Source organism: Cryobacterium sp. 10C3 (assembly GCF_034314285.1).
Classification (GTDB): domain Bacteria; phylum Actinomycetota; class Actinomycetes; order Actinomycetales; family Microbacteriaceae; genus Cryobacterium; species Cryobacterium glucosi.
This window is the reverse complement of the sequence record NZ_JAVIWF010000002.1, coordinates 2,521,120-2,537,198: the sequence shown is the minus strand read 5'-3', so window position 1 is coordinate 2,537,198 and position 16,079 is coordinate 2,521,120. Positions and strand designations below refer to the sequence as shown.

General features: G+C 67.2%; 11 protein-coding genes and 3 pseudogenes. 6 read left to right on the top strand and 8 right to left on the bottom strand.

Annotated features, from left to right (window positions below):
* Positions 1-101: 101 nt before the first annotated feature.
* Positions 102-1,076, top strand: a complete 975-nt coding sequence (locus tag RGU41_RS13000) for an IS481 family transposase (RefSeq protein ID WP_322137351.1) — start codon at positions 102-104, stop codon at positions 1,074-1,076.
* A gap of 128 nt (positions 1,077-1,204) precedes the next feature.
* Here the strand turns inward: RGU41_RS13000 and trpS are convergent, their stop codons facing one another.
* The 8 genes from trpS to RGU41_RS12960 form a co-directional block, all read right to left on the bottom strand.
* A complete protein-coding gene (gene trpS, locus RGU41_RS12995) occupies positions 1,205-2,209 on the bottom strand; it encodes a tryptophan--tRNA ligase (RefSeq protein ID WP_322136431.1) in 1,005 nt (334 codons plus the stop codon).
* A 56-nt stretch (positions 2,210-2,265) separates the two neighbouring features.
* A complete protein-coding gene (locus RGU41_RS12990) occupies positions 2,266-3,129 on the bottom strand; it encodes an exodeoxyribonuclease III (RefSeq protein WP_322136430.1) in 864 nt (287 codons plus the stop codon).
* Between the two features lie 9 nt (positions 3,130-3,138).
* A complete protein-coding gene (locus RGU41_RS12985; protein ID WP_322136429.1) occupies positions 3,139-4,221 on the bottom strand; it encodes a YihY/virulence factor BrkB family protein in 1,083 nt (360 codons plus the stop codon).
* 379 nt (positions 4,222-4,600) lie between these two features.
* Complete coding sequence (locus tag RGU41_RS12980) at positions 4,601-5,359, bottom strand: succinate dehydrogenase iron-sulfur subunit (RefSeq protein WP_134449415.1); 759 nt, start codon at positions 5,357-5,359, stop codon at positions 4,601-4,603.
* The gene (gene sdhA, locus RGU41_RS12975) at positions 5,360-7,174 is read right to left on the bottom strand and encodes a succinate dehydrogenase flavoprotein subunit (protein WP_134449414.1); all 1,815 of its coding nucleotides are present in this window, start codon (positions 7,172-7,174) and stop codon (positions 5,360-5,362) included.
* A 16-nt stretch (positions 7,175-7,190) separates the two neighbouring features.
* Positions 7,191-7,643, bottom strand: coding sequence for a succinate dehydrogenase hydrophobic membrane anchor subunit (locus RGU41_RS12970; protein WP_134449413.1), 453 nt, complete (start codon positions 7,641-7,643; stop codon positions 7,191-7,193).
* 11 nt (positions 7,644-7,654) lie between these two features.
* Positions 7,655-8,071 (bottom strand): succinate dehydrogenase, cytochrome b556 subunit, encoded by a 417-nt coding sequence (gene sdhC, locus RGU41_RS12965; RefSeq protein WP_322136428.1) that lies wholly within the window; start codon positions 8,069-8,071, stop codon positions 7,655-7,657.
* Positions 8,072-8,185: 114 nt separating this feature from the next.
* Entirely contained in the window at positions 8,186-9,340 is a 1,155-nt protein-coding gene (locus RGU41_RS12960; protein WP_322136427.1) for a glycosyltransferase family 1 protein, read from the bottom strand.
* A 99-nt stretch (positions 9,341-9,439) separates the two neighbouring features.
* On the opposite strand from RGU41_RS12960, the pseudogene RGU41_RS12955 reads away from it, so the two are divergent.
* The 5 genes and pseudogenes from RGU41_RS12955 (at position 9,440) to RGU41_RS12935 (ending at position 16,068) form a co-directional block, all read left to right on the top strand.
* Positions 9,440-10,560 (top strand): annotated as a pseudogene (locus RGU41_RS12955) (mannose-1-phosphate guanylyltransferase).
* Positions 10,561-10,745: 185 nt separating this feature from the next.
* Complete coding sequence (locus RGU41_RS12950; RefSeq protein ID WP_134449409.1) at positions 10,746-11,849, top strand: BMP family lipoprotein; 1,104 nt, start codon at positions 10,746-10,748, stop codon at positions 11,847-11,849.
* 107 nt (positions 11,850-11,956) lie between these two features.
* A pseudogene (locus RGU41_RS12945) lies at positions 11,957-13,476 on the top strand (ABC transporter ATP-binding protein).
* Positions 13,473-14,761, top strand: a pseudogene (locus RGU41_RS12940) (ABC transporter permease). Before RGU41_RS12945 ends, RGU41_RS12940 begins: the two co-directional pseudogenes overlap by 4 nt.
* Positions 14,758-16,068, top strand: coding sequence for an ABC transporter permease (locus RGU41_RS12935; protein ID WP_416172931.1), 1,311 nt, complete (start codon positions 14,758-14,760; stop codon positions 16,066-16,068). Before RGU41_RS12940 ends, RGU41_RS12935 begins: the two are co-directional and overlap by 4 nt.
* Positions 16,069-16,079 lie beyond the last annotated feature (11 nt).

Sequence of the window (16,079 nt, the reverse complement as noted above, 5' to 3'; positions counted from 1 at the left end):
TGTTCTTCCCACGGAGGTTGTGTGCGTGGCGTGAGCTAAAAGGTGAGGACCTCCGGTATCGATTGGGTTACCACACTCAAGTCGATGCCACGGAGGCCCTCATCTCTTACGTTACCCATGCCAACGCGTCGCTCACCCCGGAAGGGCGCCTCAAACTCGCCCAGCTTGTCGTTCGCGACGGCTGGGCGCAGGCTCGTGTTGCCGAACGCCTTCAGGTCTCTCGCGCGACGGTGTCCAAGTGGGTTCTTCGATACCGCGCTCACGGGCGGGACGGACTCGAAGACCGCTCGTCGCGCCCGCATGCATCGCCGTCTCGGACGGATCGTCGCACCGAGCGGCGGATCGTCGCGCTGCGCTTCACCAGACGGTGGGGACCACACCGGATCGGCTACCACCTGGGCCTGCCTCAGTCGACCGTGTCAAAGGTGCTCAACCGATACAACATGCCCCTCCTGGGTCACATCGACCTGAACACCGGTCTGCCGGTTCGCAAACCCAAACCGGTCCGTTACGAACGCGAGAATCCGGGCGATCTCGTGCACGTGGACGTGAAGAAACTCGGCCGCATCCCCGACGGCGGCGGACACCGCACCCTCGGCCGGCAGGCCGGCAAGAGAAACAGGCGCGCCGGGGTCGGCCATTCCTTCCTGCACTCCGCGATTGACGACCACTCCAGGCTGGTCTACTCCGAGATCCTGACCAACGAGAAGAAGGAAACCGCCGCCGGGTTCTGGCAGCGCGCCAACGTGTTCTACGCCTCCCACGGCATCACCGTGCTGCGCGTGATGACCGACAACGGGTCCTGCTACCGGTCCCGGTTCTTCAACGACACCCTCGGCGACATCAAGCACAAATTCACCCGCCCCTACCGGCCGCAGACCAACGGCAAGATCGAGCGCTTCCACCGCACCCTCGCCGCCGAGTGGGCCTACGCCCGGCACTACAGCTCAGACCAGGCTCGCGCCAACACCTACCAGGACTGGATCCATAGCTACAATCACCACAGACCCCATACCGGCATCGGCGGCAAATCACCCATCGACCGCGTTCACAACGTCAGTAGGAACAATATCTAGCTCACTGCGCTCGAGCGATACCGGCGTCTGTGGCCGATTCGGACAGTTGCGGCCCGCGGGCCGGCAACAGTTGTCCGAATCGGCCACAGTCGTCTCGGCCGTGTGCCTCAGGGCGCGCGGGCGGGTGGTCAGTGGGGCGGGAGCAGGCCGACGCGGTCGTACGCACGCGCGAGGGTGGCATCGGCGACGGATGCCGCCCGCCCGGCGTTGACGGCCAGTAGTCGGTCGAGTTCGGCCGGGTCGTCGAGCAACTCGATCACCCGTGCGCGGATCGGACCGAAGGTGCCGGTGACGACCTCGGCGAGGCCCTTCTTGAGGTCCCCGTAGCCGCGGCCGGCGTATTCGTCCTCGAGAGACGGGACCGTGCGCCCGGCCATGGTCGAGTAGATCGTGAGCAGGTTGGCCACGCCGGGCTTGTTCTCCCGGTCGAAGACCACGCCGCCATCGGCATCCGTCACCGCGCGCATGATCTTCTTGGCGGTGACAGAGGGCTCATCGAGCACCCAGATCACGCCGGCGTGCGACTCTGCCGACTTCGACATCTTCGACAGCGGGTTCTGCAGGTCGTAGATCTTGGCGGTCTCCTTCTGGATGGAGGCCTCCGGCACCACGAACGTGTCGCCGAATCGGGTGTTGAACCGCGCCGCGATGTCGCGGGTCAGCTCGACGTGCTGGCGCTGGTCCTCGCCGACGGGAACGACGACCGTGTCGTAGAGCAGGATGTCCGCGGCCATCAGGATCGGATAGGCGAACAGCCCGACCGTGGTGCCGTCGGAACCCTGCTTGGCGGACTTGTCCTTGAACTGGGTCATCCGGCTGGCCTCGCCGAAACCGGTGATGGTGTTCAGCACCCAGGCGAGCTGCGCGTGCGCGGCAACGTGCGACTGCACGTAGAGCGTCGAGGCGTCGGGGTCGATCCCGCTCGCGATGTACTGCGCCGCGGTGCGGCGGGTATTATCCCGCAGCTTGGCCGGGTCCTGCGCGACGGTGATCGCGTGCAGGTCGACGATCGAGAAGAACGCGTCATGCGTCTCCTGCAGCGACTTCCAGTTCAGCAGGGCGCCGATGTAGTTGCCGATCTGCAGCGATTCGGCCGACGGCTGCATGCCGGAGTAGAGGCGGGGCTTGTCCATGATTCAGATCTTTCGTAGCGTGTGGCCGCGGGCCGGAGCCGGTGGCGTGAAATGGGTCAGAGCGCGTAGTCGACGACGACGGGGGAGTGGTCCGACCAGCGCTGGTCATACGCATCCGCGCGGTCGACCGTGTAGTCGACGACGGATGCCGCCAGGAGCGGGGTCGCGAGCTGGTAGTCCAGTCGCCAACCGGTATCCGTGTCGAAGGCCTTGCCGCGCTGCGACCACCACGTGTACGGCCCCTCCACCTCACCGGCCCACTTGCGGCCGACGTCGACCCAGCCGAGACCGGCGCCGGCGTTGTAGCCGGCTTCATCCTCCGCGCCGAGGATGCGGTCGAAGTACGCCCGCTCCTCCGGCAGGAACCCCGCGTGCTTGCGGTTGCCGCGCCAGTTCTTGATGTCGAGGGTGCGGTGCCCGACGTTGAGGTCGCCGAGCACGACCGCGCGTTCACTGTGCGCCGCGAGCTCGGGCAGCCGAGCGAGCATCGCATCGAGGAACTTGTACTTCTCGACCTGCTTCGGGGTGTCGGTCTCGCCGGAGTGCACGTAGGTGCTCACGACGGTCACGATCGTGCCGTTCACCTCGTAGTCGGCCTCGAGCCAGCGCCCGGCGCTGTCGAAGTCCTCCGCGCCGAGTTCGACCCGGTGAATGGATGCCGTCGACCGGCTCGCGAGGGCGACCCCGGCCCGTCCCTTGGCCGTCGCGGCATCGTGGAGAATGCTCCACTCCGGCCCGAGCAGGCCTTCGAGGTCCTCGGTCGAAGCGCGGACCTCCTGGATGGCGAGGATGTCGACGTCCCGTCCGGCCAGCCAGTCGCCCATCCCCTTACGGTAAGCAGCGCGCACCCCGTTGACGTTGATCGAGGCGATGCGAAGCGGCTGGGCAGACGGCGTTGAAGCTGCAGGCGTAGACGGCATGAACCAAGTCTAGGTCGGCGGGGCGAAGGGGGCTGCGCGCTTCTCGGCGGCGCGCAGCCGGCGAGCGGATGCCCAGCGCCGGCCCCAGGAGGACGCCTCGTGGGCCGCCCTGGCATCCCGCAGCTCCGCGAGCGCGGCGATCCGCCGCGCCTCGAGCTCGCGGGCTTCCGCCGCCGCTGCGGCCTCGTCCGGGTTCACCGGCTGCGGCGGGATGCCCGCGTCCTGCATCCCGACCGAGATCCAGGAGGCGGTGAGGAGGATCACCGTGTTCATGAAGTTGAACCAGATCAGCAGCCCGATCACGACGGCGAAGGTCGCGAGCAAGGGGTTCTTGCCCGCCCCACCGAGGAGGGCGCCGCCGAGCACCTTGAGCCCGCCGAGCGCGACCCCGCCGAGCAGGGAGCCGGACACGAGCTTCCGGAACGGGATGTGCACCCGGCTCAGCACCCGGAACAGCACGGCGAGTGTGACGGTGTCGATGAGGAGCACGACGAGCAGCCCGATCGTGCGCGCCCCCACGATGAACCCGAGAGAGTCCCGCGAGACGCCGAGGAAGCCGAGGATGCCGCCGAGGGCCTCCGTGCTCGCGAGGGAGATCAGCGCGGAGACGATGAGCGCGAGCCCGAAGCCCGCACCGAGGCCGAGCTCCCTGAGCTTGACGAGCAGGAAGAAAGTGCCGTCGCGCGGCATCCCGAAGATGCTGCGCACGGCCTGCGCGGTCGTCGACAGCCAGCCGAGGGTCGTGCCGATCAGGCCGACGAGGGCGATCGCACCGGTCCAGGTCAGCGCCCCCGGGCTCGCGAGCTGGGTCGGGTCGATCACTCCACCCTTGCCGATCAACCCGGGGATGGACTGGTTGATCAGGGAGTACAGCTGGTCGAGGAGCGCCGGGTTCGAGGTCAGCCAGAGCCCAGCGATCGAGAAGCCCACCCAGACCGCCGCGAAGATCGCGAAAATGGCCTGGTAGGTCATGCCCCCGGCGAGGATCGCACCGCTGCTTTCCCCGAAGTGCGTGAATGCACGCACGGGCCGCCACTGCATGATGCGCTTGGACAGGGTCGTCAGTCGGTTCACGAATGCGGGCGGCTTCACCGCATAAGCCTAACGATTTCCGCAAACGCCCACGAATACCCCCAGTTCGGGGGCGCAATCACTCGTGAGACTCCCTCACCTCTTGCGCCCGACCGCCCGGATCTGCGACGATCCGAGAGTCCACCCGTCCAGACCGGTCATCCGACACCCGAAGCGGATGCCCCGGCCGGGCCCGATCGCCTCGCTCCGGCGCGGCGCTCCCGGGTCCAGAACGGCTCGTTCGGCACTGTCCGAGCCGGGTCGATCTGGCTCGTGGACTGAGCGACGGTCACTCGACCCGGCCAGCCGCCGGGGACGCGCGACCAGCCGGTGGCGACGAAACCCGAGTCGGCGCCACCGGCTACTCCGGATGAGATTCGTGCGTGTGAGACTCCTGCGCTCAGGCCTTGCCGCGCAGGATCGCCTGCTTGACCTCGGCGATCGCCTGCGTCACCTGGATGCCGCGCGGGCACGCCTCCGAGCAGTTGAAGGTCGTCCGGCAGCGCCAGACGCCCTCCCGGTCGTTCAGGATGTCGAGGCGAACGGCTGCGTTCTCGTCGCGCGAGTCGAAGATGAAGCGGTGCGCGTTCACGATCGCGGCCGGGCCGAAGTACTGCCCGTCCGTCCAGAACACCGGGCAGCTCGAGGTGCATGCCGCGCAGAGGATGCACTTCGTGGTGTCGTCGAAACGTTCGCGCTGGGCGACGGTCTGGATGCGCTCCTTGCCGCCGACGGGCGCGGTGTTGGACACCAGGAACGGCTGAACTGCCCGGAACGATTCGAAGAACGGCTCCATGTCGACGATGAGGTCCTTCTCGAGCGGAAGTCCCTTGATCGCCTCCACGTAGACCGGCTTGGTGATGTCGAGGTCCTTGATCAGCGTCTTGCAGGCCAGGCGGTTGCGGCCGTTGATGCGCATCGCATCAGAGCCGCAGATACCGTGCGCGCAGGAGCGCCGGAACGACAGGGAGCCGTCCTGCTCCCACTTGATCTTGTGCAACGCGTCGAGCACCCGGTCGGTCGGGTACATCTGCACGTCGAAGTCTTCCCAGTGCGGCTCGTCGTCGACCTCCGGGTTGAAGCGCCGGATGATGAGCGTGACGGTGAAGGACTGAATCTCCTCGGGCACGACCGGGGCGTCTGCGAATGCGGTGCTCACTCAGTACTTCCTTTCCATCGGCTGGTAGCGCGTGATGGTGACTGGCTTCCAGTCCAGCGCAATGTGGTCTGCGGCATCCGCTGAGAGCGGGTCACCGGTGAGGTACGCCATCGTGTGCACGAGGTAGTTCACGTCGTCGCGCAGGGGGTAGTCGTCGCGCATGTGGCCGCCCCGGCTTTCCTTGCGGTTGCGGGCGGAGTACACGACGACCTCGGCGAGGTCGAGCAGGAAGCCGAGTTCGACTGCCTCGAGCAGGTCGGTGTTGAACCGGCGGCCCTTGTCCTGCACGCCGATGTTCTTGTACCGGTTGCGCAGCGAGTGGATCACCTCGGTGACCTCGGAGAGCGACTCGTCGGTGCGGAAGACCTGCGCCTTCGCATCCATCGTCTCCTGCAGTTCCTTGCGCAGCACGGCGATGCGCTCGGTTCCCGTCGACGAGCGGATGCCCTCGAGCAGTTCGCGCACCGTCCCGGCCGGGTCATCGGGCAGCGGGGTGAACTCCGCGGTCTTCACGTAGGCGACGGCGTTGTTGCCCGCGCGCTTGCCGAAGACGTTGATGTCCAGGAGCGAGTTGGTGCCGAGCCGGTTCGAGCCGTGCACCGAGACGCACGCGCACTCGCCGGCGGCGTAGAGGCCGGGAACGACGGTGGTGTTGTTGCGCAGCACCTCGGCGTTGACGTTGGTCGGGATGCCGCCCATGGCGTAGTGCGCCGTCGGCATCACGGGCACCGGTTCGGTGACCGGGTCGACTCCGAGGTAGGTGCGGGCGAACTCGGTGATGTCCGGCAGCTTGGTCTCGAGCACTTCGGCGCCCAGGTGGGTGCAGTCCAGGTACAGGTAGTCCTTGTTCGGTCCGGCGCCGCGGCCCTCCGCGACCTCCTTGACCATACAGCGCGCAATGATGTCGCGCGGGGCGAGGTCCTTGATCGTCGGGGCGTACCGCTCCATGAAGCGCTCGCCTGAGGCGTTGCGCAGGATCGCGCCCTCACCACGGGCTCCCTCGGTGAGGAGGATGCCGAGGCCGGCGAGGCCGGTCGGGTGGAACTGGAAGAACTCCATGTCCTCGAGCGGAAGGCCCTGGCGCCAGATGATGCCGACGCCGTCACCGGTGAGGGTGTGCGCGTTCGAGGTGGTCTTGTAGATCTTGCCGAAGCCGCCGGTCGCGAAGATGAAGGCCTTGCCCTGGAAGACGTGCAGTTCGCCGCTCGACAGGTCGAGTGCGACGACGGCGGACGGCTGGTCGACACCGTCGACCGGGGTCATCACGAGGTCGAGCACGTAGTACTCGTTGAAGAAGTTGATGCCGCGCTTGACGCAGTTCTGGTACAGGGTCTGCAGGATCATGTGGCCGGTGCGGTCGGCGGCGTAGCAGGCGCGGCGCACGGGCGCCTTGCCGTGGTCGCTCGTGTGGCCGCCGAAGCGGCGCTGGTCGATCTTGCCCTCCGGGGTGCGGTTGAAGGGCAGGCCCATGTTCTCGAGGTCGATGACCGCGTCGATGGCCTCCTTCGCGAGGATCTCAGCCGCGTCCTGGTCGACGAGGTAGTCGCCGCCCTTGACGGTGTCGAAGGTGTGCCACTCCCAGTTGTCTTCCTCGACATTGGCGAGCGCTGCGGCCATGCCGCCCTGGGCGGCTCCCGTGTGCGAACGGGTCGGGTAGAGCTTGGAGATGACCGCGGTGCTTGCCCCTGGTCCGGCCTCGATGGCTGCGCGCATCCCTGCACCGCCTGCTCCCACGATCACGATGTCGAACTTGTGGTAGTGCACGCCGTCGATCACGGTGGATTCGGTCGGTGCGGTGTTTGATGCATCCGTCATGTGCTGGTGTGAGCTCCTAGATGGCCGGGCAGAACTTGGGAAGAAGGTCGGCGGGCGAACCGGCCGGGCAGGGGTCGAAGGTGAAGACCACGAGCGTGCCGAGCACGATCAGGATCACGACGGCGGCGAGGATGGCCCACTTGAAGATGCCGCGGGTGACCCGCTGGGTCGCGTAGTCGTTCACGATTGTGCGCATGCCGTTGCCGCCGTGGATCAGGGCGAGCCAGAGCATCGCCACGTCCCACCACTGCCAGAACGGGCTCGCGAGCTTGCCGGCGACGAAGCCGAAGTTGAGGGCGTCGACGCCCTTGCCGATCATCAGGTTCACGAAGAGGTGACCGAAGATGAGCACGATGAGCACGACGCCGGAGCCGCGCATGTAGATCCAGCCCCATTTTTCCCAGTTGGTGCCGCGCTTGCCCGTCGGGCGCGCGTATGGGCTCCTGGGGGAGTCAAGTGTGGTTGCCATGGCTGCTCCTCCTAGTGACTGAAGACGTTCATGAGGTGGCGGGGGGCGAAGCCCAGCATCGTGACGACCCAGAGGCCGATGACGACGTAGAACATCATCTTCTGGTACTTCGCGCTCCAGAAGTCGATCAGGATGATCCGGATCCCGTTGAACGCGTGGAACACGATCGCCGCGACGAGCGCCGTCTCGCCGAGACCCATGATCGGCGTCTGGTAGGTCGAGATGACCGCGTTGTACGCCTCGGGGCTCACGCGCACGAGCGCCGTGTCCAGAATGTGGACCAGCAGAAAGAAGAAGATCGCAACACCGGTGATCCGGTGGAGGACCCACGACCACATACCCTCGCGGCCCCGGTACAGGGTTCCTGCGGGGCGGCGTGACGTGGTCTTCTGCTGGGATGTCAATGTCCGTGCCGATTGCTGAGGCATGACCAACCTTCCCTGGCTGAATGAGCGGCCTCGAATAGTGCAGGCCGGCACTGCGCTGGTGCGCGTGCAACCATCCTAAGTGTCTCTAGGCCGAGATATTATCCGCGAGGGCCCTCAGCGCTGCATTGACAGCGGAACCGCCGTCATCACGCGGATGGCGGCACGTTCGTCGATGACTTTGTCGTAGTAACCGACAAGGGTTTCGCAGACGTTCTCCCACGAGCGGCCGAGCACCGCCCTCCTGCCGGATTCGCCCATCCGCAGCCGGAGCGGCGCGTCATCCACGAGCCGCGTGACACAGCGCCGCAGATCGCGTTCGTCGTCGGGAGTGAAGAGGAATCCGTTGTCGCCGTGCGCGACGAGGTCGATCGGGCCGCCGGCGTGCGGGGCGACGACGGGGAGCCCAGCCGCGTGCGCCTCCTGGATCGTCTGGCCGAAGGTCTCTTCGGTCCCGGCGTGCACGAAGACGTCGAACGCGGCGTAGGCGTCGGCGAGGGCGGACCCGGAGAGCCCGCCGAGCCACGTCACCGGCACGCCGGCGAGTTCGCGCTGGATGAGCGGCACGGACGGCCCGTCGCCGACGAGGGCGACACGGATGCCCGGAACGCCCCTGAGGGCACGGAACCGTTCGACCTGTTTCTCCGGCGCCATCCGGCCGACGTAGCCGATCACGACCTCACCGTTCGGGGACAGGCGCTTGCGCAGCTCGGCGACGGCCGGTTCGCTCCTCCGGTTCGGGTGGTAGCCGACGAGGTCGACGCCGCGCGTCCACCGGGCGAGCCTGCGCACGCCGACCCGTTCGAGGTCCGCCATCGAGGCAGAGGAGGGCACGAGGGTGAGGTCGGCGCCGTCGTGGATCCACTTGACGAGGCGCCAGGCGACCTTCGTCGCCTGGCCGAGCCGGTTGCGCCTGGCGTAACCGGCGACATCCGTCTGGAAGATCGCGACGCTCGGGATGTCGAGGCGGTTCGCCGACGCGATGCCCTGGGCGCCGAGGAGGAACGGGGAGGCCGCGTGCACGACATCCGGGCCGAAATCGGCGAGCAGGCGCTGCACGTGCGGGCTCGGCATCCCGACAGGGAACTGGCGGTAGGAGACGGCGGGGACGCTGAACACCGGGAAACCCGCGTATTCGGAAGGAGCACCGGCGGGGGCGATGACGATCGCCTCGTGCCCGGTGCGCTGCAGGTGCTCGAGCACCTTGCAGACGCTCGTGGTGACCCCACTGACGGTGGGGAGGAAACTTTCACTGACGACGGCAACCCGCATGTTTCGAGCGTATGCACCCCTCGAAACAAGCACGTGAATACCCGGAACCACTGCGTGAATACCCGGTGAACAGCCCCCGGCGGCCTGTAGTCTGGCCGAATGACCCAGGCACCTGACCCACTCGAGCGCTTCTACAGCGTGATCCCCGCCGGCGGCATCGGATCCCGCCTGTGGCCGCTCTCCCGCGCGGACGCGCCGAAGTTCCTGCACGACCTCACCGGGTCAGGCCAGACCCTGCTCAGGGACACCTGGGACCGGCTGGCCCCGCTCGCCGGCGACCAGCGCATTATGGTCGTCACCGGTCGCGCGCACCGCGCCGCCGTCGAGGCGCAGCTGCCGGAGCTCGCCGACCTCAACGTCGTGCTCGAGAGCGAGCCGCGCGAGTCGACGGCGGCCATCGGCCTCGCCGCGGCCATCCTCGAGAAACGCGAACCCGGCGTCATCATCGGGTCCTTCGCGGCCGACCACGTCATCAAGGGCGCCATCCTGTTCCGCCAGACCATCGTCGAGGCAGTCGCGGCAGCGGATGCCGGGTACATCGTCGCGATCGGCATCCGGCCGACGGAGCCCGCGATCGGATTCGGCTACATCAAGACGGCCGCGCCGCTAGAAATCCCGGGGCGCCGAACGCGCAGTCCGTCGATTCCTTCGTCGAGAAGCCCGACCTCGCGACGGCGGAGGCGTACGTCGCGAGCGGCCACTACCTCTGGAACGCGGGAATGTTCATCGCCAGGGCCGATCGACTGCTCGAAGAGATCGGCGCTGCGGAGCCCGAGCTGCTCGCCGGGCTGCTCGAGCTAGCCGATGCGTGGGACACCCCGCGCCGCGGCGCCGTCGTCGACAAGGTCTGGCCGAGGCTCAAGAAGATCGCCATCGACTACACCGTCGCGGAGCCGGTCGCGGCGCGCGGCCAGCTCGCCGTCATCCCCGGCCAGTTCGACTGGGACGACGTCGGCGACTTCGCGTCGATCGCCAAGATCCACGCGAACGGGCGGAAGCGCGACCTGGCGATCCTCGGTGAGGGCGCCCGCGTGCTCGCCGACTCGTCGAGCGGAATCGTCGTGAGCCACACCGGCCGGATGATCGCGCTGATCGGCGTCGAGGACATCGTCGTCATCGACACGCCGGACGCTCTGCTCGTGACGACGAGCGCGAATGCGCAGAAAGTGAAGGCCGTCGTCGACGCCCTCAAGCTCTCCGGGAGCAGCGACGTTCTGTAGCCGACACCGTCGGAATCGTTTGTGCCGGTCTCCGGCTAATTGTGCACGGATTTGTTTTGTGCAGGTAGCGGGTTGATAACGCTTAGCGCACCTATCGAGTTTGCTCAACTGAGCAATGAAACATTGGGTAACCTGATTGCACACAGCCCCGTCGAACCCGCGCCGGGCCAGCAATGGAGGTCATCTTGACAATCACCAAACGAAGGGCCGTTTTCAGCGGACTCGCCACCCTGGGCGCCGTAGCCCTGCTCGCCGGTTGTGCGGCGGCGCCGAGCACCGGCGGCGCCACGTCGACCGCTGCGGTCACCGACTTCACCCCCTGCATCGTTTCCGACGCCGGCGGCTTCGACGACAAGTCCTTCAACCAGTCCAGCTTCGACGGAATGACCCAGGCAGCGGATGCCCTCGGCGTCAAGTTCAAGCAGGCGGAGTCCAAGACGACCGACCAGTACGCGGGCAACGTCAGCAGCATGGTCGACCAGAACTGCAACTTCATCCTCACGGTCGGCTTCGCGCTCGCGAACACCACCCGCGACGCGGCCAAGGCCAGCCCAAAGACCGACTTCGCCATCATCGACTCCGCACTGTCGAATGACGACTTCAGCCCCCTTGCCCTCGACAACGTCAAGCCGGTCCTCTACGACACCGCCCAGGCCGCCTTCCTCGCCGGTTACCTTGCTGCAGGCACCACCAAGACCGGCATCGTCGGCACCTACGGCGGCAAGCAGTTCCCATCCGTGACGATCTTCATGGACGGCTTCGCCGATGGCGTGACGTACTACAACACCCAGAAGTCGAAGTCCGTCAAGCTCCTCGGCTGGGACAAGGCCGCCCAGGCCGGAACCTTCGCCGGCAGCTTCGATGACATCAACCAGGGCAAGGCACTCAGCACCAACCTGATCGACCAGGGCGCCGACATCATCCTTCCGGTTGCCGGGCCGCTCTTCCAGGGCACCGCGCAGGCCATCCAGGACTCCGGCAAGGACGTTGCCATCGTCGGCGTCGACAGCGACCTCTACGCGACCGCACCGGCCACGAAGGCGCTCTACCTCACCTCGATCATGAAGCAGATGGCGGATGCGACCAAGGCGATCGTCGTTGACGCGGCGAACGGCAAGTTCAGCGCGACCCCGTACATCGGCACCCTCGAGAACAAGGGCGTCGACATCGCGCCCCTGCACGACTGGGAGTCCAAGGTCGACCCCGCGCTCGTGAAGGAGGTCGACGCGATCAAGGCCGACATCATCAGCGGCAAGCTCAAGGTCACGTCGCCGTCCACCCCGAAGTAACACACCAGGAAGTGCCATCGCGGGGAGGCCAGCGAGAGCTGGCCTCCCCGTGTGCTGTAACCCCCGGCCGCTGACCCCCGGCCGGCTGCTCAATAGAATCGGGAAGTATGAAGCTCGAACTTCGAGGCATTACGAAGAGATTCGGTGCCCTGGTCGCCAACGACCACATCAACCTCACTGTCGAGGCCGGCGAGATCCACGCGCTGCTCGGCGAGAACGGCGCAGGGAAGTCCACCCTGATGAACGTGCTCTACGGCCTCTACCGGGCCGAAGAAGGCGAGATCCTGCTCGACGACGTCGTCCAGCACTTCTCCGGACCCGGCGACGCCATGGCCGCCGGCATCGGCATGGTGCACCAGCACTTCATGCTCATCCCCGTCTTCACCGTCGCCGAGAACGTCATGCTCGGCCACGAAGAGACCGGGTTCGGCGGCCACCTCGATCTCCCGGCCGCCCGCCGCCGGGTGACCGAGATCTCGGCCAGGTTCGGGTTCGACGTCGACCCCGACGCCCTCGTCGAGGACCTCCCCGTCGGAGTGCAGCAGCGGGTCGAGATCATCAAGGCGCTCTCCCGCGATGCGAAGGTGCTCGTCTTCGACGAGCCGACCGCGGTGCTCACCCCGCAGGAGACCGACGAGCTGATGGGCATCATGCGCCAGCTGCGCGACTCCGGCACCTCGATCGTCTTCATCACCCACAAACTCAGGGAGGTGCGCGCTGTCGCCGACCGGATCACCGTCATCCGCCTCGGTGCCGTCGTCGGCCAGGCCTCGCCCACCGCGAGCAACGAGGAACTCGCCACGATGATGGTCGGCCGCCCCGTCGACCTCACCGTTGACAAGTCCCCGGCCGCGCCCGGCGCCCCTGCCCTCGTCGTCACCGACCTCACCGTGCTCGACCCGCGCGGGCAGGTGCTCGTCAACAACGTGAGCTTTACCGTGCACGCCGGCGAGATCCTCGCCATCGCCGGAGTGCAGGGAAACGGGCAGACCGAGCTGACTGAGGCCCTGATGGGCCTCCAGCCGCGCGTCTCCGGCGACATCACCCTCGACGGAGCCTCGCTTCGCAACCACACCGTGCGCCGGATCCTCGACGCCGGCGTCGGCTTCGTGCCAGAGGACCGCACAGAGGACGGCCTCGTCGGCGAATTCACGATCGCCGAGAACCTGATGCTCGACCGGTCGCACCAGCCGCCGTTCGTCAAGCGCTTCAACGTCCAGCTGTCCTTCCTCGCCCGGTTCGCCGAGGACAAGGTCAAGGAATTCGACGTGCGCTCCCAGGGCATCGACACCCTCGTCGCCCGCCTCTCCGGCGGCAACCAGCAGAAGGTCGTCCTCGCCAGAGAGCTCAGCCGCGATCTGCGGCTCTTCATCGCCGCCCAGCCGACCCGCGGCCTCGACGTCGGTTCGATCGAATTCGTGCACGAGCGCATCATCGCGACCCGGGATGCCGGCACCCCGGTCATCGTGATCTCGACCGAACTCGACGAGGTCGCCGCCCTCGCCGACCGGATCCTGGTGATGTTCCGCGGCCGCGTCGTGGGCATCGTCCCCGGCGACACCCCCGGGCCGTACTGGGGCTGATGATGGCCGGCGAAACGCCGACCGAAGAAGGAGCGGCAGCATGAGCGAGACCCTTCAGACCCCGCCGGTTTCCAGCGGGAAGCCGGCCGGGCCGGACCAGCCTGACCAGCCGAGCCGCGCGTACCAGGTCTTCCGAGAGATCACGACCGGGAACGCCATCATCTCCGTCCTCGCCGTTCTCCTCGCCCTGCTCGTCGGCGCGATCCTGATCGCCTTCACCAACGAGGACGTCCAGAAGGCATCGGTGTACTTCTTCTCCCGACCGGGCGACACCGTCGTCGCGGCCTGGAATTCCGTCTCCGGAGCGTACTCCGCCCTGTTCCAGGGGTCGATCTACAACTTCCGCAAGCCGGACTTCGCGTCCGGGATCAAGCCGCTCACCGAGACCCTCACCTTCGCGACCCCGCTGATCGCGGCCGGCCTCGGCGTTGCGCTCGGCTTCCGCGTCGGGCTGTTCAACATCGGCGGTCGCGGCCAGATGCTCATCGCGGCAGCGCTCGGCGGCTGGGTGGCCTTCGCGCTCGACCTGCCCGCCGGCATCCACCTCGTCGTCGCCCTCGTCGTCGGCGTCGCAGGCGGTGCGCTTTGGGGCGGCATCGTCGGCCTGCTCAAGGCCCGCACCGGTGCGCACGAGGTCATCACGACGATCATGCTGAACTATGTCGCCTACTATCTCGTCAGCTACCTGCTGCGCGACGGCTTCCTGAAGACGCCGGGGTCCAACAACCCGCAGAGTCCCGCGAGCAAACCGACGGCCGTGTTCCCCGACCTGCTCGGCCCCGCGTACAACCTGCACCTTGGGTTCATCCTCGTGATCATCGCGACGATCTTCACCTGGTGGCTGTTGTCGCGCTCGAATCTCGGCTTCCAGTTCCGCGCCGTCGGGCTCAACCCGCACGCGGCCCGGGTGGCCGGGATCAGCGTCGACCGGATGTACGTCTACGCGATGCTGTTCTCCGGCGGCCTCGTCGGCCTCGCCGGCATCAACCAGGTGCTCGGCACGTCGACGAGCGGTTTCGACGCCGGCATCGACTCCGGCATTGGGTTCGACGCGATCACCGTCGCGCTGCTCGGCCGCTCACGCCCGTGGGGGTCTTCGCCGCGGGCATCCTCTTCGGCGCCTTCAAGGCGGGCGGGTTCTCGATGCAGGCGGCAGAGGGTGTCCCGATCGACATCGTGCTGATCGTGCAGTCCCTGATCGTGCTGTTCATCGCGGCGCCGCCCCTCGTGCGCGCCATCTTCCGGCTGCCGACGCCGGGCCAGAAGACCCCGGGTGCGAAGACGCCCCGGAAACGCACCACGACACCCACGGAGGTGGTGGCCTCGTGAGCACTCCGACAACCGTTTCACCGGCCGGGTCCACCGGACCGGGCGCAGCAGTCACTGCCGCAGGGCCCGACTTCGAGCAGATCAAGAGCTGGAAGACCCCGATCGCCCTCGCGATCTTCTCGGTGCTCGGCTTCCTGCTGCTCGTCGTCTTCGGTCGTGACGGCGAGAGCACCATGCGCCTGTCCACCACGACCGACCTGATCCAGCTGCCCGACGTGGTCCTGCCCACCCGGCCGACCGGCATCGCGGTCGTCGCCCTCCTGCTCCTGATCACGGCGGCGAGCGGATGGCTCGTGCGCTCGAAGGCGAAAGTACCGATCTGGCTCGTCACCGTGTTCGCGGTGTTCCTGCTGGTCGGCTTCCTGGCCTGGGCCTCCGCCGACCACACGATCCCCGTGCCCGGGCTGCTCTTCGGGTCGCTGAGCCTCGCCGTCCCGCTCATCTTCGGTGCTCTCGGCGGCGTCATCTCGGAGCGGGTCGGCGTGGTCAACGTCGCGATCGAGGGCCAGCTGCTCGCGGGTGCGTTCACCTCGGCGATGGTCGCGTCGATCACCCAGCAGCCGCTGCTCGGGCTTGTCGCGGCGATGGTCGCCGGCGTGCTCGTCTCCTTCGTGCTCGCCGCGTTCGCGATCAAGTACTTCGTCGACCAGGTCATCGTCGGCGTCGTGCTCAACGTGCTCGTCTCCGGGGTGACCGGCTTCCTGTTCTCCCAGCTGCTCGCCCCGAACGCCGGGACGCTCAACAGTCCGCCGCGGTTCGAGAACATCAACATCCCGCTGCTGAGCGAGATCCCAATCATCGGCCCGGTCTTCTTCCGGCAGACCCTGATCGTCTACATCATGTACGTGGCCGTCGCGTGCGTGTACTTCGGCCTCTTCCACACCAAGTGGGGCCTCCGCCTGCGCGCCGTCGGCGAGCATCCTCAGGCCGCGGACACCGTGGGCATCAACGTCGCCCGCACCCGGTTCTGGAACGTCTCGCTCGCAGGCGCGATCGCCGGTCTCGGCGGGGCGTACTTCACCCTCGGCTCCGTCGGCGCCTTCGGCAAGGAGATGACAGCCGGTGCCGGGTTCATCGCCCTCGCCGCCGTCATCTTCGGCCGCTGGGACCCGATCAGGGCCACCCTCGCCGCGCTGCTCTTCGGCTTCGCGAGCAACCTGCAGAACGTGCTCAGCATCATCGGCTCCCCGGTGCCGAGCGAATTCATGCTGATGCTGCCCTACCTCGTCACGATCTTCGCCGTCGCCGGCCTCGTCGGCCAGTCACGGGGGCCGGCGGCCTCCGGAAAGCCGTACATCAAATCGTGAGCTCCCGAAAG

Coding starts and splice junctions, on each gene's coding strand:
- RGU41_RS12960 (WP_322136427.1), bottom strand. CDS start 9,340: ATGCGGGTTGCCGTCGTCAGTGAAAGTTTCCTCCCCACCGTCAGTGGG.
- sdhC (WP_322136428.1), bottom strand. CDS start 8,071: ATGCCTCAGCAATCGGCACGGACATTGACATCCCAGCAGAAGACCACG.
- sdhA (WP_134449414.1), bottom strand. CDS start 7,174: ATGACGGATGCATCAAACACCGCACCGACCGAATCCACCGTGATCGAC.
- RGU41_RS12970 (WP_134449413.1), bottom strand. CDS start 7,643: ATGGCAACCACACTTGACTCCCCCAGGAGCCCATACGCGCGCCCGACG.
- trpS (WP_322136431.1), bottom strand. CDS start 2,209: ATGGACAAGCCCCGCCTCTACTCCGGCATGCAGCCGTCGGCCGAATCG.
- RGU41_RS12990 (WP_322136430.1), bottom strand. CDS start 3,129: ATGCCGTCTACGCCTGCAGCTTCAACGCCGTCTGCCCAGCCGCTTCGC.